Source organism: Microbispora sp. NBRC 16548, from assembly GCF_030268985.1.
GTDB classification, from domain to species: Bacteria; Actinomycetota; Actinomycetes; order Streptosporangiales; family Streptosporangiaceae; genus Microbispora; species Microbispora catharanthi.
This window is the reverse complement of the sequence record NZ_BSSF01000032.1, coordinates 1-25,147: the sequence shown is the minus strand read 5'-3', so window position 1 is coordinate 25,147 and position 25,147 is coordinate 1. Positions and strand designations below refer to the sequence as shown.

The window sequence follows — 25,147 nt, the reverse complement described above, 5'->3', positions numbered from 1 at the left end:
CACCTCTCCGGTGCTCGTCTCGTCGCCCCTGCGAGGGCGCCGCCGGTCCGCCGCACCGGCTCCCAGCGTGCGGCGGTGCGGGCGTCGGCGGGAGAGACGTCCTCATCCGGGGACGGGCGGTCCCTGGCTGCGTCCGGCGTCCCGGGGGCATGGTGGGAGTGTGGACAGAACCGAACTGGCCGACTTCCTGCGCCACTGCCGTGCCCGGCTCGCCCCTGCCGACGTGGGGCTGTCGCAGGGCGCGCGGCGGCGCACCCCGGGACTGCGCCGCGAGGAGGTGGCGCAGTTGGCGGGCATGTCCACCGACCACTACACGCGGCTGGAGCAGGCCAGGGGTTCGCGCCCGTCGCGCCAGATGCTCGCCGCCGTCGCCCGCGCGCTGCGGCTGACCGGCGACGAACGGGACCACCTCTTCCATCTCGCCGGCGAGGAGCCGCCGCGGGACCGGCCGGCCACGGAGCACGTCCGTCCCGGCCTGCTGCTCGTCCTCGACCGGCTGACGGACATCCCCGCCCAGGTGGTGAGCGACCGCGGCGACATCCTCGCGCAGAATGCGATGGCCAAAGCACTCCACGGTGACGTGTCCGCCCGCCCCGAGGCGGAGCACAACGTCGCCTGGCGCTACTTCACGGACCCGTCCGCGCGGGAACTCTTCCCGGCCGAGGACCGTGACCGCGCCGCCCGCGTCGCGGTGGCGGATCTGCGCGCCACACTCGCCCGCCGCCCGGACGACGCACGGCTGGCAGGACTCGTACGCAGGCTCCGCGCCCGCAGCGAGGAGTTCTCGGCGCTGTGGGACACCCACGACGTGGCCGTGCGCCGCGCCGACGTCAAGCGCTTCCTGCATCCGGTCGTCGGCCTGCTGGAGTTGGACTGCGAGGTGCTGCTGAGCCCGGAGCACGACCAGCGGCTGGTCGCCTACACCGCCCGCCCGGGCAGCGAGTCCTACGAGCGGCTGGAGCTGCTGCGCGTGGTCGGCATCCAGGACCTGACCGTCGGCTGAACCGCCGCGCCGGGTCCGCCCGCGACCGCAGGAGCGGCAAGGCGCGGTCTGCTGGTCTCAGGTCACCAGGCCCCTGCGGTAGGCGTAGACCACGGCCTGCACGCGGTCGCGCAGGCCGAGCTTGGTGAGGATGCGCGACACGTACGTCTTGACGGTCTCCTGGCTGATGACCAACGTCGCGGCGATCTCGCTGTTGGACAGGCCGTCGGCGATGAGGCGCAGCACCTCCAGTTCGCGCGGGGTCAGCGCGACGTCGTCCGGCGTGCCCTCGGCGGGACGAATCCGCGCCGCGTACCTGCCGACGAGCTGCCGCGTCACCTCGGGTGCCAGCAGCGCGGCACCCGACGCGACGGTGCGGATGCCGTGCAGCAGTTGCGCCGGTGGGGCGTCCTTGAGCAGGAACCCGCTCGCCCCCGCACGCAGCGCCTCGTACACGTACTCGTCCAGGTTGAATGTCGTCACCACGAGCACCTTGACGGGATGCTCCACCCCGGCGCCGGCCAGCAGGCGGGTCGCCCCGATGCCGTCGAGCACCGGCATGCGCACGTCCATCACCACGATGTCCGGGTTCAGACGGCGAGCGAGGTCGACCGCGGCGCGACCGTCCCCGCACTCGCCCACCACCTCGAGGTCGGGCTGCGCATCGATGATCGTCGCGAACCCGGTGCGGATCAGCGCCTGGTCGTCGCAGACCAGGACCCGGACCGGCGCGGTCACGCCGGGCTTCCTACGGGGATGCGTGCCCGCACGACGAAGGCGCCGCCGGCCCGCCGGTCGGCGCTGAACTCGCCGCCCAGGGCGCCGACCCGCTCGCGGAGCCCGGCGAGACCCCGCCCGCTCCCGCCGGGCGAGCCGGCCCGCGAGCCGGAACCGTCGGTGCTGACCTCCACAAAGATCTCCTTCTCGCCATAGCGCACGCGGACCTCGGTGTGGCTGCCATGGGCATATTTGAGGGCGTTCGTCAGGGATTCCTGCACGACCCTATAAGCCACGAACTCGGCGCTGCCTGCCGAATCCGCCGGCCTGCCCTCCTCGGCGAACTCCACCGGCTGCCCCGCCTGGCGCGTCTGCTCCACCAGCGTGCGAAGTTCTCCGAGGGACGGCATCCTGACGTCGGTGTCGTGATCGGGATTGAGCAGGTCGAGCAGGTGCCGCAGATCGGAGATGGCCCGTCGGCCGGTGTCGGTGACGGCGCTCAGGGCCGCGTCGAGGCGATCGGGCGCGGCGGTCAGGTAGCGTGCCGCCTCGGCCTGCACGACCATCGCCGTCACATGGTGGGTCACGACGTCGTGAAGCTCGCGGGCGATGCGGGTGCGTTCGGCGGCGCGGGTGGCCTCGGCGACGCGGCGGCGGCCCTCGGCCTCGGCGGCCCGGGTGGAGCGCAGCCAGGCCCCGATCCCCCATGCGAGGACCAGCACCAGGTAGAACGTCACGAAGCCCTCCGGTCCCTCGACCGAGCCGTCCCGGTCGAGGGCGACCGCCAGCGCCACGTACGCCAAGGAGAGGAGGACCGCGGTGACGCGACGGTGACGCTCCAGATGGGCGCCCGCGCTCATGAGCGCGATGGGCAGTGCGGTGCCCGCCGCCGTGTGGTAGGCGAGGAGCTGATCGAGGGCGAAGCCGAGCGACCCCAAGGTGAGGCAGACGGCCGGCCACCGTCGCCGGACGACCAGCGAGAGGCACTCGAGGGCGGCCACCAGGACGGCCCACGCGTCGAAGGGACGGGTCGGCAGGTCGCCGAGCTGCGTCCCGTGGTTGTGCATCGCCGGCAGGAGCGACGAGACGGCCAGCAGCAGCGCCAGCGGAAGATCCCGGACCAGGACATCGGACCGCCTCCACAGATCCGGGGCCCGCCGGAAATCGATCATTGGGAGAGCGTAGCGGCCGCGCCGACGCGGGCACGGCGCCGACGGGGAACCAGGTTGCCGCGACGGCGGGCCAGCCACAGGAACACGACCGTCAGCAGCAGGCCGAACACCACCGCGTACGCGCTCGCCTCCGGCCCGAACTCGCCGCCGGTGAGCACGGCCGGACCCGACGTCACACCATGCAGCAGCCCCTGCGCCGCGCCGTTGCCGGAGACCTCGGTGCTGAAGACGCCGCCCTCGACGAAGTTCCAAGCGAAGTGCAGGCCGATCGGCAGCCACAGGGTGCGGGTCGCGGCGTAGGCGGCGGCGAGCATGCCGCCGGCCTCGATCGCGATGGCGATCGCGCCCCACAGGTTGGCGTTCTGGTTGCCCAGGTGCATCAGGCCGAACACCAGGCCGGTCAGTCCCAGCGCGATCCACGTGCCGGTCCATTTCTCGACGATCCGGAACAGGATGCCGCGGAACAGCAGCTCCTCCGTCACCGCGGCGGCGGCACTGAAGCCGAGCAGCCCGACCGCGCCCGTCACCGAGCCGAGGCCCTCGATCCGGTAACCGCCCACGAGAGCGATGTTCACGATGACGGCCGTGAACGCCCCGGCACCGATCAGCATCCCCCGGCCGACGGCGGAGGCGGCGCCTTTCCCGGCCACCTCCACCGGCGCGCGGCGCTCCGACCACCGCACCGCCCACGCGTACACGAGCACCGCGAGGATGGCTGTGGCGACACCGAGGACCAGGGTGAGAAACGCGTTCCCCTGCACCGCGCCCATGCCCAGGTTGCCGGCGAAGGCGACCAGCGCGACGGCCACGAACTGCTTCAACAATCGCATGACGACTCCTCTGCGAAATCCCGCGGCCGGAGTGCCGCGGCTACGCCGAGAACGCTAGGGATTCGGCGGTCGGGAATCGTCACCGCGCGGTGGACATTCGCGGGTAGCTCGCACGGGGGACAAGCACGCCTGCGCCGTCCGGCGCAGGCGTCATCGGCACCCGCCGTCTCCGGCGCGGACAGCTCCCGGGCCGCGCCACCAGGGCCTATACGACGCATATACCGGCGTCTCCGATGCTCGGGCGCGCCCGCACAGTTACGTGAAGAGAAGGTGACCATGCGACGGGGGCCGCCGGGGCAGGGCATGGCCGGGGGAGGAGGCGGCGGGCACCTCGGCTGATCGAAGGCTCGCCCCGGGTGACCGGCCTCGCGAGGGGTGACGGTGTTGGAGTTCGACGTTCTCGGGCCGCTGCGGGTGAGCCGCGACGCGGTGCCCGTCCCGCTGGGCGCGGCGATGCTGCGACGCCTGCTGGCGGCCCTGCTGTGTACGCCGGGCAGGCCGGTGGCGGTGCCGGCGCTGATCGAGGCCCTGTGGGGGAGCGCACCGCCGCGCAGCGCGCACAAGACCCTCCAGATATACGTGCTGCGGTTGAGGCAGGCACTGGGTGAGCGCGACCGCGTCGTCCGTTGCACCGGTGGTTACGCCATCACCGTGCTGCCGCCGGAGCTGGACGTGCTGCGCTTCCGGGAGCTCACGGCGGCGGGGCGGGCCGCCAGGAGGAACGCGGACCCGGCGAAGGCGGGCATGCTGTTCGAGCGTGCGCTCGGCCTGTGGCGGGGCCCCGCCTACGCCGACATCGGGGACGTGTCGACGGTGGCCGACGAGGCGCGGCGGCTCGAGGAGGAACGGCTGCTGACCTGTGAGGAGCTGGCCGTCGTCGACCTGGCCCGTGGCCGCCACGCGGAGCTGGTCACCGGCCTGACCGAGATGGCCGAGCTGCATCCCTACCGGGAGCGGCTGCACGCCTGCCTGATGCTGGCCCTGAACCAGGCCGGGCGCCAGGTCGAGGCGTTACGGGTCTACCAGCGGACGCGGACCGTGCTCGGTGAGGAACTCGGCGTGGAACCCGGCCGGATGCTGCGACGGGTGTACGAGGCGATCCTGCGGGATGAAGCGACGGGACCGTTCGCCGGCGAGATCCTCGGGCCGGAGGGGGCGGCCTGCGCGGACGAGCGCGCCGCGTACTTCGAAGCCCGGAACGGCGCCGACCACAGCGCCGGAAACACCGCCGGAAACGCTGCCGGAAACACCGCCGGGGACGAAGTCGGGAGCGACGCGGAGGGGCGGACGGGTGAGGGGTGGACGGGTGAGGGGCGGACGGGGCCCGCGACGACGGTGCCGTGCCATCTGCCACCGGACATCGCGGACTTCACGGGACGCCAGGACACGGCGGAGTCACTGCGGCTGTGGCTCACCGGCGCGGACGGACACACCGCCGCGACGCCGGTCGTGGCGCTGTACGGCGGGGCGGGCACCGGCAAGACGGCGCTCGCGGTCCACGTCGCCCATCGCCTGCGGGAGACGTTCACCGACGGCCGGCTCTACATCGACCTGCGCGGGACCTGCCCTCGGCCGATCGACCCGGCCGAGGCGCTGGGGCGGTTCCTGATCGCCCTCGGGGTGGACGCGCGGGCGGTGCCGGACGAAGCCGAGGAGCGCGGGAAGCTGTTCCGCACCGTCCTGGCCGATCGTCGTGTGCTGGTCGTGCTGGACGACGCCGCGGGCGAGGAGCAGGTCAGGCCGCTCCTGCCGGGGGGTGCGGGCTGTGCCGTACTGGTGACGAGCAGGCGCGGGGTCGCCGGATTGAGCGCCCGATCCGTACGCGTCGGCCCGCTCGATCCGGCTTGCGCGTCGGAGCTGCTCGGGCGGATCGCCGGGCCGATCCGGGTGGCGGCGCGGCCCACGGTCGCGGCCGAGATCGTCCGGCTCTGCGGTCACCTGCCCCTGGCGATACGGATCGCGGGGGCGAAACTGGCGCTGCGCGAGCACTGGCAGCTCGACCACCTGGCCGATCGCCTGCGGGCGGAGCGGCGGCGCCTGGACGAGCTCTCTCTCGGCGACCTGTCGGTCCGGGCGGGGCTGGCCGCCGACTACGACAGGCTCGACGAGACCAGCCGGCGGGCGCTGCGGATGCTCGGCCTGCTCGACTTCCCCGCCTTCGCCGCCTGGATGCTCGCGGCGGCCCTCGACGTGACGGTGCGCGAAGCCGAGACGTACGCCGATCTGCTCGTCGACGCCCAGCTCCTGAGCTGCGAGGGCAGTGACGGGAACGGGCGGTTCCGCTACCGCTTCCATGAGTTGGTGCGGCTCTACGCGCGGGAACGCGCCGAGCTGGAGGAGACCGCCGGCGAGCGGGACAAGGCGATCACCCGCGTCCTCGGCGCGTTGCTCGCGCTTGCGGAGGCGGCGGAGAGCGGCCTGCCGGAGCAGGTGGCCTCGGTCATACGTGGCGCGGCCCCTCGCTGGTACGCCGACCCCGCCACCACCAGGGCCCTGGTCGGCGATCCGACGGCCTGGTTCGACAGCGAGCGGCAGAGCCTTCTGGCGGGGGTGGCGCAGGCGTCCCGGCTCGGTCTGAACGAGGCGGCCTGGGAACTGTCCGCCCGCGCGGCAGGCTACTACGCCTTCCGCGGGCACTACCGGGACTGGGCGTCCTCCCACGAGCTGGCGCTGCGGGCGTGCGCACTGGGCGGCGACCAGTGGGGCGAGGCGGTGATGACGCGCGGCCTCGGCCACCTGCTCATGATCGGTGTGGAGCGGCCGCGCGGCGTCACCCCCGAGGCGATCGAGGCGGCGCTCGCGGCGTTCGGCGCGGCGGGGGAACGGCATGGCGCGCTCGACCTGCTGTGCCTGCGGGCGTTCGCGCTGTGCCGCGGGGGCGACCCCGACCAGGCCCGCGCGGTGGCGGACGAGGCCATGGCCATGGCTGGGGAGATCGGCTACGAGCTCGCCCTGAGCCGTCTCTGGTACGTCCGCGCCGTCACCGACCGGGAGCAGGGGCTCCACCAGGACGCGCTCGCCTGCGCGGACCGGGCGCTCCGCCTGGCGATCCGCGGGAACAGTCTGGTGGCCAGGACCCTCGCCCTGCGGGAGATGGCGGCCGCCTGCCGCGACCACGCCACGGGCAGGCGCGTCTCCCACCATCTGTGGGAGGGCCTGCAGATCTGCCGGCGGCGCGGGGAGCGGCTGCTCGAGGCGTATCTGCTGCTCGCCCTCGGCGATCTGTGCCTTCGTTTCGGGCGCCGGAACGTGGCGAAGCCGATCGAGCGGGCGCTGGCCGTGTTCGAGGAGTTCGGAGTTCCTTCCGGACAGGCCGCCGGGCTCCGCGTCCTGGGTGAGTCACACCGCCTCGGCGGCCGGGCCGACCAGGCGGTACGCACGCTCGACGACGCGGTACGCACGGCGCGCGGGCTGCACGACCTCCACGAGCAGGCGCTCGCGCTGAGGGCCCTCGGCCGGGCCCAGCACGACCGCGGCGACCAGGAGGCGGCCACGCGGTCCTGGACGGCGGCCCACCGGTTGTTCCAGCGGCTCGGCAACACCGCCGAGGTCGCCGTGGCCGACGTGGACAGGGCCTTGCCCGATCATGACAACCTGCGGATGACGACGCCCAGCACCTCGCTCACCGGCAGGTAGCCCCAGTGCCGGGAGTCCCGGCTGGTCGGGCCGTCGCCGAGGACCACCAGCCGGTCGGCCGGGACCACGTCACCCGGTGCGGCGTGCACGCCCGGCGCGACCTGGTCGGGCACCCTGTCGCCCGGCATCGCGGCGACCCGCTTGATCAGCCACTCCGTCCCGCGCAGTCCGGACGCGCGTCCCGAAGAGCCCGTGCCGCCCGGCTGCAGGCGCCGGAAGACCACCACCTGGCCGCGCCGCGGGACCGCCCGCCCGCCGCGCCGTATGAGCACCCGATCTCCCGGCTGGTACGTCGGAACCATGCTCGTCCCGGCCACCCGTACGACGACGAAGCGTCGCCGGGCCGCGACCATCCCGGCGACCGCGGCGGCCACGGCCAGTGACAGCAGCGAAATCACGAAATGTTGCATGATCAACCTTTCGGCCTGGTCAGCCGATCGCGATTCTGCCGGGCCCCGGCTGCGCGACGGTTGCGCGGCGCCTGCGGCCTATCGCGCAGCCGGCGCGCAACCGCGGCGAAGGCCGCGCCGAGCATCCTCACAGGGCGGGCGGCCTACCACGCCCGAACCCAGCAAAGGGAGAAACCATGATCCGTAAGCTGAACCGCCTGGGAGACCGGCTGCTCGAAAAGCTCCTCCCCGGCGCCGAGGCCCAGGCCGACAACTGTTTCGAATACTGGCCGTCGGGTGGCTGTAACCGCTACAAGGACTGCTACCCCAACCCGACCGGCTTCCTCTGCATCACATACTGGCGGAGCAGCTGCGGCGGCGCCTGGCAGAACATCGGCTACTGCTGACGCCGGCCGGCACGTCCCATGGTCTACGCCGTGCTGACCGTCCGGCTCGTGCTGATGGGGGTCTTCCTGGTCTCCGTCCTCACGAAGCTGCGCACGCGGCGGGCCTTCGGCGATTTCACCACGGCGGTTCGGCGGCTCGGCGGCCTCCCCACGGGTCTCGGGACGCCCGCCGCCGTGGTGGTCGTCGCCGTCGAGGCCGGGACCGTCGTCATGCTGGCGGCGCCCGGCCTCGACGGCGACGGCAGGGCGGGCCTCCTGCTCGCCGGAGGCCTGCTCCTCGGGTTCGCCGCGGTCCTGGTGACGGCGCTGCGGCGCGGAACGACCGTCGCGTGCCGATGCTTCGGCGGATCGGACGAGCCGGTCAACCGCCGGCACGTGGCGCGCAACGTCGTTCTCGTCGCGTGCGCGGTGGCCGGGGCCGCCATGACGTCCGCTGCGGGCGGCACGCCCGTCGCGCCGCCCGCCGCCGCGCTCTGCCTGCTCGGGGCCTCGGTCGCCGTCGGCGCCGTCGTGCTCCTCGACGACCTGCTCCACCTCCTCCGCTGACCCATCGAAGGGAACGCCCATGGCCGTCCTGGTCGCCGCCGTCGTCCTGCTCGGCGGGCTCGTCCTGGTGAACCTGCTCCTGACCGGTGCGGTCATCAGGAAACTCCGGAAAATCACCAAGGATTCCCTTGCCGGGAGAATGCCCGGAAGTCCCGGGCTCGCCGTGGGCGCCGAGGTCCCGGCCTTCTCCGCGCTCACGGTCGCGGACACGAAGGTCACCACGGACGACTTCGCGGGCGAGCGCACCCTCGTCGGGTTCTTCAGCACCGACTGCCCGCACTGCCTGCCGAAGGCGCCCGCCTTCGTCACGACCGCCCGTGACGCCGCCGCCGACGGCGTACGAGTCATGGCGGTGGTGGTGGAGGGCGAGAAGAGAACCGCCGAGCTGCTCGCCGCCCTGGCCGACGACGTGAGCGTCGTCGTGGAGAGCGAGGGCGGCGCGATGGCGGAAGCGTTCGAGGTCAGGGCCTTCCCGTCGTTCTTCCTGGTCGGCCCCGACGGAACCGTCGCCGGCAGCAGCCTGAAGCCGGAGCTGCCGACGGCAGCGCCGTCCCCGGCCTGACCGGCGTGAGGTCACGACTCGGGCCGCTGCGGCTCACCCTGGCGCTCGTCTGGCGGGCCGGACCGGTTCTCGCCCTGTCCCAGCTCGCCATGGCGGTCCTGAACGGTGCCGCCCCCGTCGCGATCACGTGGCTCACCAAACTGCTGATCGATCGCCTGACCGCCGGGTCGGGCCTCTCGACGACGCCGCTTGCCGCCGCGATGGCCGTGCTCGGAGCCCTGACCGCGCTGCTGCCCCACCTGTCCGGGTGGGTCCAGCGGGAGCAGCAGCGGCGCATCGCGTGGCGCACCAGCGACGAACTGTTCACGGCGGTGTGCCGGATGCAGGGACTGACCAGGCTGGAGAACCCGGATTTCCACAATCGGCTCCAGCTGGCCCAGCAGTCCGCCCAGACCGCCCCGCAACTCGTCACCGAGTCGGCGCTCGGGGCGGCACGCGGCGGTATCACCATCGCCGGGCTCCTGGGCGCGCTCGCCACGCTCAGCCCGCTCCTCGCCGCCGTCGTGGCCGCGGCCGCCGTGCCCGAACTGATCGTCCAGCTCAGGCTCGGCCGCCGCCGGGCGTACCTTCGCCTGGAGATGGCCCCCGCGGAACGCCGCCGGATGTTCTACCAGACGCTGATGCTCGACCATCAGGCCGCCAAGGAGATCCGGCTGTTCGGCATCGGGGGCTTCCTGCGGCGGCGCATGCTGGGCGAACTGGCCGCCGAGCAGCGGGCGGAACGCCGGATGGACCTGACGGCCGTCCGCTACAACGGGGCGCTCACCGCCCTCAGCACGGTCATCGCGGGCGCCGCGCTGATCGTGCTGGTCTCCCGGATAGCGGGGGGCCAGGCCGGCATCGGCGACCTGGCCGTCCTCACCGCCGCACTCGCCGGCACCCAGTCCTCCCTCTCCGGCATGGTGATCCAGCTGGCACACCTGAACGAGGCGCTCGTCCTGGCCGGCCACTACGCCCACGTCGTCACCATGGGGCCCGACCTGCCGGAACCCGCCACCGGCGGCGACGTGTCACCGCTACGGCACGGCATCGAACTCCGCGACGTGTGGTTCCGGTACGACGCCGGCCATCCGTACGTGCTGCGCGGCCTGAACCTGACCATTCCGTACGGGCGGAGCGTGGCCCTGGTCGGCCTGAACGGCGCGGGCAAGAGCACCGTCGTCAAGCTCCTGTGCCGCCTCTACGACCCCGAGCGCGGCAGCGTCCGCTGGGACGGCGCCGACCTGCGCGAGCTGCGCGTCGACGACCTGCGCCGCCGGATCGGAGCCGTGTTCCAGGACTACGTGGCCTACGACCTCACCGCGGCGGAGAACGTCGCCGTCGGCGACGTCGGCTCCCTCGACCGGCCGGAGCGGATCCACGAGGCGGCCCGCCGGGCGGACGTCCACGACAAACTGGTGAGCCTTCCCCGTGGCTACGACACCATCCTGTCGCGGTTCTTCGCCGCCGAACAGGACGAGGACCCCGGCCGGGGCGTGCTCCTGTCCGGGGGGCAGTGGCAGCGCGTCGCCCTCGCCCGCGCCCTCCTCCGCGCGGACACCGCCGACCTGCTCATCCTCGACGAGCCCAGCTCGGGACTCGACCCCGAGGCCGAGTACGCCATCCACCAGCGGCTCCGCGACTACCGCAGCGGCCGTACGAGCCTCCTCATCTCGCACCGCCTCAACACGGTGCGCGGCGCGGACCACATCGTCGTCCTCGCCGACGGGCGGGTGGCCGAACAGGGCACCCATGACGAGCTGATGGCCCTCGACGGCGAATACGCCCGCCTGTTCACCCGCCAGGCGGCCGATTTCCAGCTCAGCCAGGCCGCCGGCCTCGGGGCCACCGGCCTCGCGTCGCCGGCCGAGAAGTGAGCGACCGTCCGCGTCGGTGGTCCTCGCGGCGCGTTCCGTGATAACCGCTTGCGCTCCTCGCCCGGCCTGAGGCAACCTTGGACCCCAAGGAAAAACCTAGGGAACCTAGGAATACTCACGGCGCTCCAGGGTGGAGAAGGGCGGCATGCACATGGTGCGGGCCGGGTTGACGGCGGAGCGGGTGACGCTCGCCGGTGCCGAGCTGGCGGACGAGGTCGGGCTCGAGCACGTGACCATGTCGGCGGTGGCGCGACGACTCGGGGTGAAGGACGCCAGCCTTTACGCGCACGTCCGCAGCCTCGAGGACCTGCGCGGGCGGATCGCGCTGCTGGCCGCGGACGAGAAGACCATCCGCATCGCGGAGGCGACCGCCGGACGGGCCGGAAAGGACGCGCTGGTGGCGTACGCCAACGCCTGGCGGCAGTACGCCCACGACCACCCGGGCCGATACACCGCGACGCAGATCCCGATCCAGATCGATCCCGAGCTCGTGGCCCGGGCTGCCGGGCCACGGCGCGCCGTCGAGCTGACCTACAGCATGCTGCGCGCCTACGCGCTGCGGGAACCCGACCTGACCGACGCGGTCCGGCTGATGCGCAGCACGCTTCATGGCTTCACCAGCCTGGAGGCCGCGGGCGGGTTCGCGCACGCGCGCCCGGCGGAAGACACCTGGGTCCGCTGTCTCGACGCCCTGCACACCCTCCTTGAGCGGTGGCCCACGCACGATGAAGGAGACTCGACATGACCAGCCCGGCCATCGGCCACCTGCGCGTGGACGGCGCCACCCTGCGCTACGAGGTGCGCGGAAAGGGCCCGCTCCTGCTGCTGATCCCCGGCGGCACGGGCGGCGCGGCCTCCTTCGACGGCGTCGCCGACGCCCTGGCCGCCGACTACACGGTCGCGTCCTACGACCCGCGCGGCCTGTCCCGCAGCCCGCTGGACGACCCGGAGGCCCCGCAACGGGTCGAGCAGCACGCCGGCGACGCGTTGCGGCTGCTGGAGCTGCTGTCTCCGGACGCGCCCGCCCGCGTGGCCGCCTGCAGCTCGGGCGCGATCGTCGCGCTGCACCTGCTCACCACCCATCCCGAGCGGATCGAACGCGTCGTGGCGCACGAGCCGCCGCTGGTGGAGGTGCTGCCGGACGCCGCCGAGCATCGCGCGCTGCTCGCCCGCGTCCAGGACACCTTCCGCAGGGAGGGACTGATGCCCGCGGCGGCCGTGTTCGCGGCCGGCCTCAGGCGGCCCGGCGCCGATCCCGTCGACGTCAAGGCGGCCACCGAACTCCCCCCGCAGGCGGCGGCCCGGGCGGAGCGGACGATGGCGGACATGCCCTACTTCCTCGGGCGCATCGTGCCGAGCTTCATGGCCTACACGCCGGACGTGGATCGCCTGGAGGCCCTGTCGGGCCGGCTCGTGCTCGCCGCCGGAGCGGACTCACAGGGCGAACTGCCCTACCGCCCCGCCGCCTTCCTCGCCGAGCGGTTCGGCACGGAGCTCGTCCACTTCCCCGGCGGGCATACGGGGCTCACCACACACCCCGCCGAGTTCGGCGAGCTGCTCCGCAAGGTGCTGAGCGCCTGATTCGGCCGCGCCGGCAAAGTCGTGCCGCCTGGTGTCGTGTGGGGCAGGTGCCCGTTCGTCTTCCTGTTGAAGGCCGATCGAAGGAAGAGAGTCAACCGTGAAGTACGTGCTGATGTTCGTCGAGACCGAGGAGTTCGCCAAGCGGCTGGAGGCGATGGACGATTTGGAGCGCGAGGCCGCCTACGAGGCGGTGATGCGCTGGTTCGCCGAGAACTCCGGCAAGATCACGCACCACATGCGTCTGGCGCCCGCGCACACCGCGACCACCGTACGTCTCGGTGGCGGCGAGCCCGTCGTCACCGATGGGCCGTTCGTCGAGGGCAAGGAGGTCGTCAGCGGCTACGCGGAGGTGGAGGTGGCCGATCTGGACGAGGCGCTGAAGCTGGCCAGGTCCTGGCCGGCGTGCCCGGTCGTGGAGATCCGACCGGCCGCATGAGCGGACCGGACAGCGGCAGGGGGAGCCGGGAGGTGCTGGCCCGCGTCGTACGTGAGCACGCGGGCCGCCTCGCGGCGTGCCTGGTGTCGCTGCTGGGCGACTTCTCCGCCGCGGAGGACCTGGTGCAGGACGCCGTGGAGACCGCGCTGCGCCGCTGGCCGGTCGAGGGCGTGCCGGACCGGCCGGACGCCTGGCTGTTCACCGTGGCCCGCCGCCGCGGCCTCGACGTGCTGCGGCGGGAGACGAACTACCACGCCAAGCTGGCCCGGCTGCGGTGGCCCGAGCCGGGGGAGAGCGACGACCGGCTGCGGCTGATCTTCACGTGCTGCCATCCGGCGCTGTCGCCGGAGGCCCGGATCGCGTTGACCCTGCGGGTGGTGTGCGGGCTGAGTACCGCGCAGATCGCCGCTGCCTTCGTCGTGCCGGAGACCACGGTCGCCCAGCGGCTCACCCGGGCGAAACGAAAGATCGCCGAAGCGGGCATCCCCTACCGGATTCCGGCCGCCGAGGAGCTGCCCGAACGGCTGGACGCCGTGCTCGCGGTCGTCTACCTGCTGTTCAACGAGGGATATCTGTCCAGCAGCGGCGATCGGGCCGAGGCGCGCGACCTGGCCGACGACGCCGAGTGGCTGGCCGGGCTCCTGGCCGGCCTCATGCCGGGCGAGCCGGAAGTGGCCGGGCTGCTCGCGCTCATCCGGCTGCACCGGGCGCGCGGCGCGGCCCGGTTCGACTCCCACGGGCGTCTGGTGCCGCTCGCCGAGCAGGATCGCGGCCTGTGGGACCGCGCCGCGATCGCCGAGGCGACCGCGTTGCTGACCCGCACCGCCAGGACCCATCGCCAGCCGGGGCCCTACCAGTTGCAGGCCGCGATCGTGGCCTGTCACGCCGAGGCCCCCGGCTTCGAGCACACCGACTGGGCACAGATCCTCGTGTTGTACGACATGCTCCTGGCGGTGGCGCCCTCGCCGGTCACCCGGCTGCACCGGGCCGTCGCCCTGCGCTACGTCAAGGGGCCCGCGGCCGCGCTGGCGGAGCTGACCGGCCTGGAGGGAGCCCTGTCCCGCTACCCGCTCCTGCACGCGACCCGAGCCGAGTTGCTGCGCGCGCTGGGCGAGACGAGCCAGGCGCGGCTATGTGATGAGCGGGCGCTGGGCCTGACCGCCAACCCGGCCCAGCAGGCCCTGCTCCACCAGCGGCTGGATCTGACTCATGGAGAGTGGCCGTAGCGTCCGCCGGCATCGCCACCCACGGCTCGGCGAGCGACCCGAGGGGGCCGCCCGCCCCGCTGACTCCCTGGCAGGCCTCATGCGGCAGAGTGGCAAGGCCGCTCGCGGTGATGACAGGGTCTTCCCCTGGTGGAGGCCGCATGGGCGAGGTATGGACCTGGGATCAGGACGTGCCGCTGCGCTGCGAACCGGCGGCTCGCTGCATGAGGCATGTGCCGAGCCGGCGTTGTTGATTTACTTCGTAAAGGCGCTCGCTGCTGCCTCACTTGCGGCGGTTCGCACCGGATCTCATATGGCGCGAGGGAGGCCGGCGACCCGGCGGCCCAGCACGGCCAGCAGACACACCATGACCACACCGACGGCCGCCAGGCCGGCGCGGTCGGCCGCAGTGTCGGTATTGGAGATCAGGCCGAAGGCGGTGTGGGCGATCAGGGCGCCGGAGGCCAGGGCGAGACTGTGCCGGTCCGTCCACAGGCCGCCGGCCGTCCAGCGGCGCAGGAGCCACGCGGCGGTGACCGCCAGAACGGCGGCGGCCGACATGGGCACGATCACCCACCCGCCGTGGGTGAAGGCGGGCTGGGTCGCGCCGCCGAAGGGGAACAGCGACGCCAGGTATCCGAAGACGGCCACGGCGCCGAACACCCCGGCCGCCGCGGGCGCGGGCGGGCTGATCGAGGACACGCCCGGGCGGGACTTCAGCCGCAGCCCCGCCACCGCGAGCAGGACCACGGCGGCCGCACAGCCCGCCAGGATCGCCGGCGGCGCCTCGTACCCGGGGTCGATACTCGTCACCACCGTCGTCCGCAGCAGCAGCGCGCCGAGGACGAAGACCGCCCCGGCCAGCCAGGTGCCGAGTCTGCCCAGGTAGGGACGGTCGCGCAGGGACGGGACGATCAGGTCGGTGAGGAGGATCGGGATCGCGGCGCTGAAGACCGCGTGGTAGGGGATCTGCAGCTCGGTGTAGGCGCTGTTCAGGCCCAGGATCCGGGGCGCCCATCCGGCGGCGCCGTAGATCGTGGGGCTGCTCAGCGCCTGCAGCGCCAAGCCCTCCTCGACGATGCCGTAGGCGGCGCCGAGCAGCAGCACCCCGGTCCAGCCCGTCCCGGCCCGCCGCACCAGCTCGCGCACCAGGACGACGCCCGCGCCGTATATCGGGATCCACAGCAGCAGGAGCCAGGCCATGCGCAGTGGCGGGTTGCCGAGGGTGAACTCGGCCACGAGCGGTGTGATCACCGCGAGGAGCAGTGCGGCCCGGCGGCCGCGCGTCTTGTTCGCCGTCATGCGGCCAGCGTGTTCCGCGCACACCCCCCACGTCTGCCGCCACGGGTCCTGCCCGTGGCAACCCAGGTGACAACCCGGCGCCGACTTTGGTTGCTGCCGACGGCGGGCCCGCCGTCATTACGCTGGGCGTCCGTGACAGCAGACGTACGGCCTGGCCCTGCCAGGACCCGGCGGGACCGGGCGATCCGGGTGGGGGGCGTCGCCTGTGCGCTGGCCGCGGCGGCGGTCGTCGTGCGAGACGACCTCGGCGCGGCTTCCGGCTGGTGGCTGGTCGCGGACGTGGCCGGCGGCGCGGCGGCGTGCGGGGCGCTGTGGCTGTCGCGCCGATGGCCGGCCACCATGGCGCTCGTGGCCGTGGCGCTGGCGGTGCCCGCGGCCTCGGCGTCGGTCGCGGCCGGCATCGCCACGCTGATGGCCGCCCTCTACCGGCGCTCGATCGTCGCGATCGGTGTGGGCGCGGCCTGGGTGGCCGCGACGCTGGCCCGGTTCTGGCTGCGGCCGCCGGGGCTGGCACCCTACCCGGTGTGGGCGCTGGTCGCGGTGCTGTTCGGGGTGGCGCTGACCGGATGGGGGATGCTGGCGCGGGCCCGCCGCCAACTGGTGCTGTCGCTGGCGGAGCGGGTCCGCAGGGCCGAGGAGGAGCAACAGCGACGCGTCGAGCGGGCCCGCCACGCCGAACGCCTGGCCATCGCCCGAGAGATGCACGACGTGCTGGCGCACCGGCTGTCGCTGCTGGCGCTGCACGCCGGTGCGCTGGAGTTCAACGCGCGGGCCGACCCCGAGGAGGTGGTCGAGGCGGCCGCGGTGGTGCGCTCCAGCGCGCACCAGGCGCTGCAGGAGCTGCGCCAGGTCATCTCGGTGCTCCGCGAGGCGCCCGTCCTGGCCGAGCTGGACCTGCGCACTCTGGTCGAGGAGGTACGGCGGGCGGGCATGGAGGTCGAGATGCACGACGGCGGCGTGCGCCTCCCCGACCTGCCGGGCGCGACGGCGCGGGCGGCCTACCGGATCGTCCAGGAGGGCCTCACGAACGCCAGGAAGCACGCGCCGGGCATGCCGGTGAGTCTCCGCCTCGACGGCAGGCCGGACCGGGGGCTCGCCATCGAGGTGCGCAATCCCATGGTGCGCAATCCCGTGGTGCACGCTCCCCGGGGGGAGGGCGCCGGCCTGGCCGGGATGCGGGAGCGGGCCGAGCTGGCGGGCGGGCGGGTGGAGCAGGCCGGGGTGGAGAAAGGCGAGTTCCGCCTGACGGTCTGGCTACCATGGCCGGTGTGAGCGCCATACGCGTGCTGGTCGTGGACGACGACCCGCTCGTCAGGGCGGGTCTGACGCTGATGCTCAGGGGCGCCGACGAGCTCGTCGTGGTGGGCGGCGTGGCCGACGGCGCCGACGTCGGAGCCGCGGTCGACGCGCATGCGCCCGATGTGGTGCTCATGGACATCCGCATGCCGGGCCTGGACGGGATCGACGCCACCCGGCTGCTGCGGCGGCGGCCCGACCCTCCCCACGTCATCATGCTGACCACGTTCGACGCCGACGAGCACGTCTTCGGCGCGCTGCGCGCCGGGGCCAGCGGGTTCCTGCTCAAGGACACCCCGCCGGAGGGCATCGTGGCCGCGGTCCTCCGGGTCGCGGCGGGCGAGCCGATCCTGTCGCCCGGTGTGACCCGGCGCCTGATCGCCCACCTGGCGCCGGAGGCGGAGGACCGCCGCCGCGCCGACGCGCGCAGCCTGCTGTCCAGGCTCAGCGACCGCGAGCGTGAGGTCGCCGCGGCGGTCGGCCGGGGCAGGTCCAACGCAGACATCGCGGCCGAGCTCCACATGAGCGTCGGCACGGTCAAGAGCTACATCTCCCGCATCCTCGCGAAGACCAACCTGGACAATCGCGTCCAGCTCGCCCTCATCGCCCACGACAATCCGCTCTAGCCGGGCACGTTTCCCGCACGCGGTCGACCTTCAGCCGAGGTCTCCGGGAGCGGCGGCCTTCACTGGACGACGACGGGCGCGAGCGCCGCGGAGAGCAGGCGGCGCGGCGCTCCTGAGCCGTCCGCCGGCGCCGTCCAGATGTCGGCGCCGAAGTCGCCCGGCAGGGCGTAGCCGAGCGTGCGGGCGTCGAGCCACACCGCCTGGTCGTCGACGCTGCGCCGCTCGGCGATCGGAGTCTCCCGCATGGTCAGAAGGTCGAGGACGTAAAGCCGCCACGGCGCGTCCTCGGGCAGGCCGGCCACCCGCTTCTTGAACGCGATGCGGGTGCCGTCGGGGGAGAGCGACGGGCACTCCACGTTCTGCCGGACCGTGGTCAGCGTGCGGGCCGCGACGTCCCCGCGCGCCAGCCACGTGCGGCCTCCGGTCGCGAGGGTGACCCAGAAGTGGCCGTCGTCGGCGAAGGTCACTCCCCACAGGTTGACGTCGGCAGCGTGATAGGGACGGCCGTCCTTGAGCACACGGTAGGTCTCCAGGTTGTCCTGCAGCGACCAGGTGCGCGTGTCCAGGATCGAGGTGCGGGTGGAGAAGTTCGTCCCCGCGTACGAGTCGCCGCTCACGAAGACGGTCCAGGCCGCCATGCGGCCGGACGGGGAGACCCTCGTGCGGGTGGGGATGCCGGCGAGGGGGAACGCGCGCCGCTCCCGCAGTCGCGCGTCGAGCACCACGGCTCGGTAGGTGTCGCCCAGCGAGCCGTGCTCGGCCTGGAGGCAGGCGCCGGTGCCGGACGAGGCGTGGAAGCGCAGGCACCGCACCCCGGACGAGACGCGCGAGCCCCCGGGGTCGTCCGCGGGCACGGCGACCACCTCGTCGCGGTGCTGACCCCACGCCATCGTCCGGAAGAGCATCCGGCGCCCCTGCCCCGCCGCGAGCGTGACCGCACCCGGACCGGCGGAGGGCTCCCCCGTCCGCGGGAGGCCCCGGCTCTCCGCGCGGGCGGCGGCGTGCACCACCGCCCAGGCGGACAGACCCCCGAGGAGCAGCACCGCGGCCAGCAGGACCGTCAGGCGGGGTGGGATGGTCACGGGGTTCCCTTCTCTTCGCACGCTCAGGCCGTCCGCTGCGCGGAGGGGCACGAGGAGGAGCGGAGTGCGGCGAGCGCGATGGGGGTGGAGATCGCCAGCCCCGCCGTCGCGACGGCCAGCGCCGGGCCGTCGCCCCAGGCCGTCCAGGCGGCGCCGAACCCGATCGAGCAGGCGAATCGGGCGAGGGCCTGGCCGGTGCCCACCAGGGCCAGCCCTCTCGCTCTCATCGCCTCCGGCACGACGCCGGCGACCGCGGCCGCCAGCACGCCGTCGGTCGCCGCGTAGAAGGCCCCGTGCAGCACGAGCACCGTTACCACCACTGGCACCACCGCCGGCAGCGGCCCGCCGGGGACGGCCAGCACCAGGCCGTACGCGACGAGCAGCGCCAGGTGTCCGAGCAGGAACAGCCTCCGCCGCCCGATGCGGTCGGCGACGGCGCCGGCGGGCACGGCCAGCAGCAGGAAGGCGGCCGCCGTCCCGAGCGGCAGCAAGGGGAACCACTGCGCGGGCACCTCGAACCTGCGCTGCAGCAGCAGGTAGACGAAGGAGTCGCTCACCGTCGTCAGCCCCAGCAGCACCGCGCACGCCGCCAGTCGCCCCACGCCGGGCATCCGCAGGAGCGCGGGTGCCCGGAGCGGGCCGGAGGGCGCCGCACTCCGGCCCGCACTCCGGCCCGCACTCCGGGCGACGCCGACGCCGCCGGGACGGCCGGGGACGAAGAGCACCAGCACCAGCACGCCCAGCGCGGCGACGCAGGCACTGACCGTGAAGACGGCGTCGTAACCCTCCGCCGCCACCCCCAGCACCAGGAACGCCAGGACGGGCCCGCAGAGGGCTCCCGCGGTGTCCATCGCCCGGTGCACGCCGAAGGCCTGCCCCCGGCGCTCGGGCGGGGCGGCCAGGGAGATGAGGGCGTCCCGGGGGGCGGTGCGCAGGCCCTTGCCCGTACGGTCGAGGGCCAGCACCGCGCCGATGACCGGCAGGGTGTGGGCGACCAGCAGCAGCGGCTTGCACAGCGCCGACAGGCCGTAGCCGGCCACGGCGACCGCCTTGTGCCGCCCGCCCCCACCGTCGGCGAGGTGGCCTCCGGCCAGCCTCACCAGGGCGCCGACCCCGTTGTAGACGCCGTCGAGCACGCCGAAGCCGAGCGGGGACAGCCCCAGCCCGGAGACGAGGTAGAGGGGCAGCACGGCGGTGATCATCTCCGCCGACACGTCCGTGATCAGGCTCACCGCGCCCAGGGCCAGCACGGTTCCCGGAACCGCGGCCCACCGCCGTCCCCGGTGGGGGACGGCGGCGGGCGCGTCGCGACCGTCCGCGAGGTACACGCGGTCAGTTCCAGATGCCGGAGATGGCCGACGCCGACGCCGCGTTGCCCGCGTGGCCGGTGCCGTACATGTCCTCGATGGTGCGCAGCAGGTTGTAGTGGTTGTAGGTGGTGCCGGAGGACGACCCCGCCAGCACCGGCTGGCCGTACAGCACAGTGGCGATGCGGTTGCCGCTCAGCCGGTTGTCCTCGTCGAAGGTGACCACGAGAAGGCTGTTGTGGGTCTTGGCCCAGGTCGCGTACGCGCCGAGGTTGTTCTTCAGCCAGGTGTCGCCGGTGGACACCGAGCAATCGTGCATGTCGCTGCACAGGTTCGGGACGACGAACGACACCTTAGGCAGTTTGGTGAAGTCGGTGGGGAACTGGGCGAACGTGTACGCGGTGGACGTCGGCACGTTGGAGAACCCGAACCAGGGGTTGTGCTTGCGGGCGTACTTGCCGCTGCTGCACGTGGTCGAGCCCTGGCTGGGCAGCGATTCGTTGTAGCTGGCCCAGCTCTTGCCCGCGGCGAGCAGCTCCGACGCCAGGTTGGGCGCGGAACTGAAGCCGGGGGTGTAGCACGAGTCGTCGGTGATGCCCTGGGTCGACCCGGAGAACATGGCGAAGTAGTTGGGCTGGCTGGGATGGGTCTCGGCGTAGAAGGCGGTCAGGTTGGCCCCGCCGCTCTTCAGGGAGTTGATGTAAGGAGCGCTGGAGCTGCCGACGATCTGGGAGTAGGCGTGGTTTTCGAAGACTACGACCACCGTGTGGTCCGGCGTCGGCAACGTGGCCGCCTGGGCGCTGAAGCCTCCGGCGGCCCACAGGCCCAGGGAGGCCGCGGACAGCGTGAAGGCGGTGGTGAGAGCGGTGATCCGGCGGGACGGCATGGCTGTCCTCCAGAGGGGGGCGTCTGGGACCAGCTCAGGCTAGGAACACCCTGTGACGCTGACTGCACGCCCGACATGAAGGTTGGCCGAACGGTAAATGAAGCCCCTCGTCGCCCGATTTCGGGTGCCACGCGGGGGCAGACCGACACGTCGCGATGGCGGCGGCGCGGTCGTCGTGGACGTCGAGCCCGGTGAGGCCGTCGTGTCGACGAGCTTGGCGGATTGGACGTCGACCTGCGGTTGCGTCGTCGGCTGGCTCAGGAGTACGGCTCCGACCTGGTCGCCGTCCAGTGGAGCCCGGGCGGCACTCGAATGCACCTCGTTTGACGACGACGTCGAGCACCATGGACGCGACGTAGTCCGCCAGCGTCAGCTCACCGCACGGCATCGCGGCGAAGCCGTACTGCTCGCACCAGGACTCGAACACACGCCACCCACGCCGGTAAGCGATGCGGGTGTTCTCCGCGACGCCGTCGTGGATCAGCGCGGCGGCCTCGGGCGTCAGGCACTCGCGGGGCGCACTCGGGCAGGCCGGGTGTGCTCTCCAGCGGTAGGCGATGTGAGGCCCCTCACGGCCGGTTCGTATCGGGTGCCGCGTTCTGAGGGGGTCGCGGCACGGGCGGGAGCGCGAACCTTCCTACTTATCGTGCTGCCGGCGCACCATCTCGGTGATCCAGATGGGCGCGAACGGAGACGTGCAGCCCGGGGGAGTCGGGTAGTCCTTGAGCACCTCCAGGCGCTCACCGATGTCGATCGCACGGGCGCGGTGCTCGGCGTGCTCGATCCCGATCTGAGCCAGGCAGTGGTTCATCGCCCACTGCAGGCGATCCGGGGCGTCCTTCATCTCCGCCTCGATGACGTCGAGCAGCCCTGTGAGGTCGAGGCCCTCGGGCTTCTTCGTCACGCGTTCGGTGGTCAGCGCCCAGCCGGCACTCGCGACCACTGGATCCGAATCGGCGGACCAGGTCAGGCGCAGCTCTTCGGAGTGCGGGCTCTTCTTCACCACGTAGTTCACGAGCCAGTCATGCACCTTTGGCGTGCGCGCCTCGCGCAGCATGACGTCCAACTCGTCACGCTCGAACGCCTTCGGACGGCAGATCAGGATCGCCAGCAGCCTCGCCGCGGTGTCATCGGTCTCCCAGAGCCGGCACGCGAGTTCCTGCTGCATCTTCAGCCGCTTCGCGAGCGCGCGCAGCTTGCTGAGGTTCACACCGTGATCGTCACCGTGTTTCTCGTTCACCTCGCGTGCCTTCGGGTCCTCGAGCCCGGCCAGCTCGGCCATCACCTCGGCCACCAACGTCTCGGTCAGCGTCGTCTCGGCCACGTCAGCCTCCTGTCCATCACGTGTGAGAGTCAGCCTACGAGCACTCGCCTGTTCAGCTCGGACTTCTCAAAATCGGCCATGCCGCTGCCCCTGGCAGCCTCTCCATGATGCTGTCTGCGTCAGTCGCCGACCCGGGTCGAGTTCGACGCGTTCGAGCCGCGCGCGGTGCCGGCGTCCCAGTAGACGGCCTCGAGACCACTTTCCCTTACGCGATGTGCGTCCCCATTGGTTGATCAGCCCCTAACGGCCGCGACCGTGACCTGCGCGAGGAGTGCGAGAACCGCGGTATCGGCTACAGCCTGGGCATGCCCTGCTCGTTTCGGGTCCGGCTGCCCTCGAAAGCCGTTGTCCGCGCCGACGCGACATTGAAGCTGATCTACACAACTCGGCGGCCGGGAGCCCGTGGTGCCTGTTTACGCGCCCGCGGCTTTTGACGCCGGCGGTTGTGCCTCGCCGGGGTGCCGGAGTCATGACCGGAAGCCGTCGTATCCATCGGATTTGGCCGATGCCGAATGGCATGGGAGGCCGTCGGTCGACTCTGCGGCGATGCTCATAACCGTGATTCAGGCGGTCCGGAGGGCTGAAAACGGCCGTTCTTTTCTGAAGCGGCAAACTGCGGATCACTCATTTCATCGGACATGCCTGAAGAAGATCCCGGCAAAGATCGCTGCTCACGGGCGCCTCTCATCGGCAAGGAGTGGCCGACTGTGGCCAGTCGGGAACTTGCCGTAAGTGGCCTATTTACATCTATTCGCCGAACAGTCACCATGTGACCGTGGCCACACCCCCTCGTTGATAAGCGGCTGGCGCTGAACATGTCACCGAGGTTGTCAACCAATGCGAATTGGTATCCGCGCGCCGATACGTGAGGAGAGGGCGTCCCGGGTAGCGCATTCAGAGGAATTCTGGATGGCCGGCGATCCCAAATTCCTTAATGGCATAACGCCACACCAGAGGGAATTACACCGTGAGAATGACGCGAAGATTACGGGCCGCCGTGTGCGTGGTGGTGGCCGGTGCGATGCTGGTGACCGGGGTAGGGACGGCGTCCGCCGCGCCCGGGGTCACCCCGGCCGACGTGACGCTGAACCTGGCCCCGGGCGAGTCGACGACGATCGCCAAGACCGTGTCCACTCCGGCGATCCCGCCCAAGCCGGATATCACTTTCCTGATCGACACAACAGGGAGCATGGGCGGGGTCATCTCGAACGTGCGGACCAACGCGAACACCATCTTGTCCAACGTCGCCTCGGCGCAGCCGGACGCGCAGTTCGCGGTCGCCGAGTACAGGGACGTGTCGGTGGACGCGACGTCGTTCCGGGTGGCGCAGAACCTCACCGCCAACCAGACCGACGTCACCAACGGTCTCAACTCGCTGGTCGCGACGGGCGGCGGCGACCTCTCAGAGGACGGCATCAACGGTCTGTACCAGGTCGCGTCCGGGGCGGTCGGCTTCCGGCCGAACAGCACCCGGATCGTGTTGCTGATCGGGGACGCCCCCAGCCATGACCCCAGTAACGGCCATACGCTGGCCGACGCGATCAGCGCCCTGCAGGCAGCCGACATCACCGTGCTCGCGTTCGACCTGGCCGGGCTGAACACGGGCGGGCAGGCGACCGCGATCACCGACGCCACGGATGGACAACTGTTCTCCGGCCTCAACGCCTCGGAGGTCAGCGACACCATCCTGGCGGCCCTGCACAACCTGCCGGTCACGGTCACCCATCAGCTACGCGACTGCGACCCGAACCTGTCGGTGTCCCTGACCCCGGGCAGCCGGACGGTGACCAGCGGCGATGACGCCACCTTCACCGAGGTCGTCTCCGTCGGCGCCGGAGCCCCACCGGGAAGCACCCTGACCTGCAAGGTGGACTTCCTGCTCAACGGCGTCCTGTCACCGGGCTTCACCGAAACGATCAGCGAGCACGTTCCGAAGGCGACCCCATCGATCGCCACGACGCCGTCGGGCCAGGTGCCCGCGGGCGGGAACGTCTCTGATACGGCGACCCTGTCCGGTGGCTACCACCCGACGGGCACCGTCACGTTCCAGCTGTTCGGCCCCGGTGACACCGACTGTGCGACGCCGATCGCGACTCGTACCGGGACGGTGTCGGGCAGCGGCACCGCCGCGTCCGGGAACATCCCCGCGGGCGGGGTGGGCACCTACCGGTGGGTCGCCTCCTACAGCGGCGATGACGCCAACAACCCGGTCACCTCCGCGTGCGGCGATGAAGAGGTCGTGGTTGTGAAGGCCACTCCGGGCGTCGCCACCACCCCATCGGGGTCCGTGCCGGCCGGCGGCGTCGTGTCCGACACCGCCACCGTCTCCGGCGGGTTCCACCCCACCGGTACTGTCACATTCCAGCTGTACGGCCCCGGTGACACCGACTGTGCGACGCCGATCGCCACCCGCACCGGCACGCTGTCCGGCAGCGGCACCGCCGCGTCCGGCAACGTGACCATCGGCGCGGCCGGCACCTACCGGTGGACCGCCACCTACGGCGGCGACGCTGACAACAACTCCGTCACCTCACCGTGCAGCGAAGAACAAGTCACCGTCACGCCGCAGCGGCTGACCGGACGGGCCTACGGCCTGACCGCCGACGCCTCCCTGGCCGGCATCCAACTGGTCAACATCGCACGCACCCCCGACACCGGCCCCATCTCCACCACCTCGACCGGCACCACCTCGGTGCCCTGCACCGCCAGCCTCAGCGGACTGATCAGCGCGCACGCCCTGTGCGCCCAGGTCGCCACCACCGAATTCCCCGGCAAATCCGTCGCCACCGCCTCCATCGACGACACCACCGTCGGGATCACCGGCATCCCGGTGATCACCGTCAAGACCGTCAAATCCACTTCCACCACCACCTGCGCCGTGATGTTCACCGCCTTTCGTGGAGTCCCTTTGGTTGACTGGCATGCCTGAACCCCGAGAGAGGTCAGCATGCCGAGGAGCTATCCCCCCGAGTTCCGTCGCAAAGTCCTGGACCTGCTGAAGGCCG

At 72.2% G+C, this 25,147-nt stretch carries 22 protein-coding genes; 13 read left to right on the top strand and 9 right to left on the bottom strand.

Annotated elements, in window-relative coordinates; all coding sequences use genetic code 11:
- Nucleotides 1-160: 160 nt before the first annotated feature.
- Complete coding sequence (locus QSK36_RS41795; protein ID WP_285786264.1) at nucleotides 161-1,003, top strand: helix-turn-helix transcriptional regulator; 843 nt, start codon at nucleotides 161-163, stop codon at nucleotides 1,001-1,003.
- A gap of 57 nt (nucleotides 1,004-1,060) precedes the next feature.
- On the opposite strand, the gene QSK36_RS41790 is transcribed toward QSK36_RS41795, so the two are convergent.
- The 3 genes from QSK36_RS41790 to QSK36_RS41780 are packed head-to-tail and all read right to left on the bottom strand — an operon-like array spanning nucleotide 1,061 to nucleotide 3,701.
- Nucleotides 1,061-1,720 (bottom strand): response regulator, encoded by a 660-nt coding sequence (locus QSK36_RS41790; RefSeq protein WP_285786263.1) that lies wholly within the window; start codon nucleotides 1,718-1,720, stop codon nucleotides 1,061-1,063.
- Entirely contained in the window at nucleotides 1,717-2,871 is a 1,155-nt protein-coding gene (locus QSK36_RS41785) for a sensor histidine kinase (RefSeq protein ID WP_285786262.1), read from the bottom strand. The genes QSK36_RS41790 and QSK36_RS41785 overlap by 4 nt, the downstream gene beginning before the upstream one ends.
- A complete protein-coding gene (locus QSK36_RS41780; protein WP_183533353.1) occupies nucleotides 2,868-3,701 on the bottom strand; it encodes a CPBP family intramembrane glutamic endopeptidase in 834 nt (277 codons plus the stop codon). The genes QSK36_RS41785 and QSK36_RS41780 overlap by 4 nt, the downstream gene beginning before the upstream one ends.
- A 381-nt stretch (nucleotides 3,702-4,082) precedes the next feature.
- Between QSK36_RS41780 and QSK36_RS41775 the strand changes: the two genes are divergently transcribed.
- Nucleotides 4,083-7,337 (top strand): AfsR/SARP family transcriptional regulator, encoded by a 3,255-nt coding sequence (locus QSK36_RS41775; RefSeq protein WP_285786261.1) that lies wholly within the window; start codon nucleotides 4,083-4,085, stop codon nucleotides 7,335-7,337.
- Here the strand turns inward: QSK36_RS41775 and QSK36_RS41770 are convergent.
- Entirely contained in the window at nucleotides 7,286-7,747 is a 462-nt protein-coding gene (locus QSK36_RS41770; protein WP_139580139.1) for a S26 family signal peptidase, read from the bottom strand. The two genes, QSK36_RS41775 and QSK36_RS41770, sit on opposite strands and share 52 nt — an antisense overlap.
- A gap of 176 nt (nucleotides 7,748-7,923) precedes the next feature.
- On the opposite strand from QSK36_RS41770, the gene QSK36_RS41765 reads away from it, so the two are divergent.
- From QSK36_RS41765 to QSK36_RS41730, 8 genes are all read left to right on the top strand, one after another.
- The gene (locus tag QSK36_RS41765) at nucleotides 7,924-8,133 is read left to right on the top strand and encodes a hypothetical protein (protein ID WP_169984937.1); all 210 of its coding nucleotides are present in this window, start codon (nucleotides 7,924-7,926) and stop codon (nucleotides 8,131-8,133) included.
- A gap of 30 nt (nucleotides 8,134-8,163) precedes the next feature.
- A complete protein-coding gene (locus tag QSK36_RS41760; RefSeq protein ID WP_183533347.1) occupies nucleotides 8,164-8,679 on the top strand; it encodes a MauE/DoxX family redox-associated membrane protein in 516 nt (171 codons plus the stop codon).
- A gap of 19 nt (nucleotides 8,680-8,698) precedes the next feature.
- Complete coding sequence (locus QSK36_RS41755; RefSeq protein WP_285786260.1) at nucleotides 8,699-9,241, top strand: peroxiredoxin family protein; 543 nt, start codon at nucleotides 8,699-8,701, stop codon at nucleotides 9,239-9,241.
- A 5-nt stretch (nucleotides 9,242-9,246) separates the two neighbouring features.
- Complete coding sequence (locus QSK36_RS41750; RefSeq protein ID WP_285786259.1) at nucleotides 9,247-11,097, top strand: ABC transporter ATP-binding protein; 1,851 nt, start codon at nucleotides 9,247-9,249, stop codon at nucleotides 11,095-11,097.
- A gap of 151 nt (nucleotides 11,098-11,248) precedes the next feature.
- A complete protein-coding gene (locus QSK36_RS41745) occupies nucleotides 11,249-11,842 on the top strand; it encodes a TetR/AcrR family transcriptional regulator (RefSeq protein ID WP_285786275.1) in 594 nt (197 codons plus the stop codon).
- Nucleotides 11,839-12,678 carry an alpha/beta fold hydrolase gene (locus QSK36_RS41740; protein WP_285786258.1) on the top strand — a complete coding sequence of 280 codons (840 nt, stop codon included), beginning with the start codon at nucleotides 11,839-11,841 and terminating at the stop codon, nucleotides 12,676-12,678. Before QSK36_RS41745 ends, QSK36_RS41740 begins: the two co-directional genes overlap by 4 nt.
- A 97-nt stretch (nucleotides 12,679-12,775) precedes the next feature.
- Nucleotides 12,776-13,114, top strand: coding sequence for a YciI family protein (locus QSK36_RS41735; RefSeq protein WP_183533341.1), 339 nt, complete (start codon nucleotides 12,776-12,778; stop codon nucleotides 13,112-13,114).
- Complete coding sequence (locus tag QSK36_RS41730) at nucleotides 13,111-14,340, top strand: RNA polymerase sigma factor (protein ID WP_285786257.1); 1,230 nt, start codon at nucleotides 13,111-13,113, stop codon at nucleotides 14,338-14,340. Before QSK36_RS41735 ends, QSK36_RS41730 begins: the two co-directional genes overlap by 4 nt.
- Nucleotides 14,341-14,628: 288 nt before the next feature.
- On the opposite strand, the gene QSK36_RS41725 is transcribed toward QSK36_RS41730, so the two are convergent.
- Complete coding sequence (locus tag QSK36_RS41725; protein WP_285786256.1) at nucleotides 14,629-15,621, bottom strand: AF_0692 family protein; 993 nt, start codon at nucleotides 15,619-15,621, stop codon at nucleotides 14,629-14,631.
- A 132-nt stretch (nucleotides 15,622-15,753) separates the two neighbouring features.
- Between QSK36_RS41725 and QSK36_RS41720 the strand changes: the two genes are divergently transcribed.
- Together QSK36_RS41720 and QSK36_RS41715 are read left to right on the top strand one after the other, a co-directional pair.
- The gene (locus tag QSK36_RS41720; RefSeq protein ID WP_285786255.1) at nucleotides 15,754-16,893 is read left to right on the top strand and encodes a histidine kinase; all 1,140 of its coding nucleotides are present in this window, start codon (nucleotides 15,754-15,756) and stop codon (nucleotides 16,891-16,893) included.
- Nucleotides 16,881-17,543, top strand: coding sequence for a response regulator (locus tag QSK36_RS41715; RefSeq protein WP_285786254.1), 663 nt, complete (start codon nucleotides 16,881-16,883; stop codon nucleotides 17,541-17,543). Before QSK36_RS41720 ends, QSK36_RS41715 begins: the two co-directional genes overlap by 13 nt.
- A gap of 59 nt (nucleotides 17,544-17,602) precedes the next feature.
- Here the strand turns inward: QSK36_RS41715 and QSK36_RS41710 are convergent, their stop codons facing one another.
- The 4 genes from QSK36_RS41710 to QSK36_RS41695 all read right to left on the bottom strand — a co-directional run bounded on the left by QSK36_RS41710 (nucleotide 17,603) and on the right by QSK36_RS41695 (nucleotide 22,100).
- A complete protein-coding gene (locus QSK36_RS41710) occupies nucleotides 17,603-18,625 on the bottom strand; it encodes a TolB family protein (RefSeq protein WP_285786253.1) in 1,023 nt (340 codons plus the stop codon).
- A 23-nt stretch (nucleotides 18,626-18,648) separates the two neighbouring features.
- Entirely contained in the window at nucleotides 18,649-19,953 is a 1,305-nt protein-coding gene (locus QSK36_RS41705; protein WP_285786252.1) for an MFS transporter, read from the bottom strand.
- Nucleotides 19,954-19,957: 4 nt separating this feature from the next.
- On the bottom strand, nucleotides 19,958-20,818 hold the full coding sequence (locus tag QSK36_RS41700; RefSeq protein ID WP_285786251.1) for an alkaline phosphatase family protein: 861 nt from the start codon (nucleotides 20,816-20,818) through the stop codon (nucleotides 19,958-19,960).
- 637 nt (nucleotides 20,819-21,455) lie between these two features.
- Nucleotides 21,456-22,100 carry a DNA alkylation repair protein gene (locus tag QSK36_RS41695; protein WP_285786274.1) on the bottom strand — a complete coding sequence of 215 codons (645 nt, stop codon included), beginning with the start codon at nucleotides 22,098-22,100 and terminating at the stop codon, nucleotides 21,456-21,458.
- Between the two features lie 1,015 nt (nucleotides 22,101-23,115).
- On the opposite strand from QSK36_RS41695, the gene QSK36_RS41690 reads away from it, so the two are divergent.
- The gene (locus QSK36_RS41690) at nucleotides 23,116-25,071 is read left to right on the top strand and encodes a VWA domain-containing protein (protein WP_285786273.1); all 1,956 of its coding nucleotides are present in this window, start codon (nucleotides 23,116-23,118) and stop codon (nucleotides 25,069-25,071) included.
- The last annotated feature ends 76 nt before the right edge of the window (nucleotides 25,072-25,147 follow it).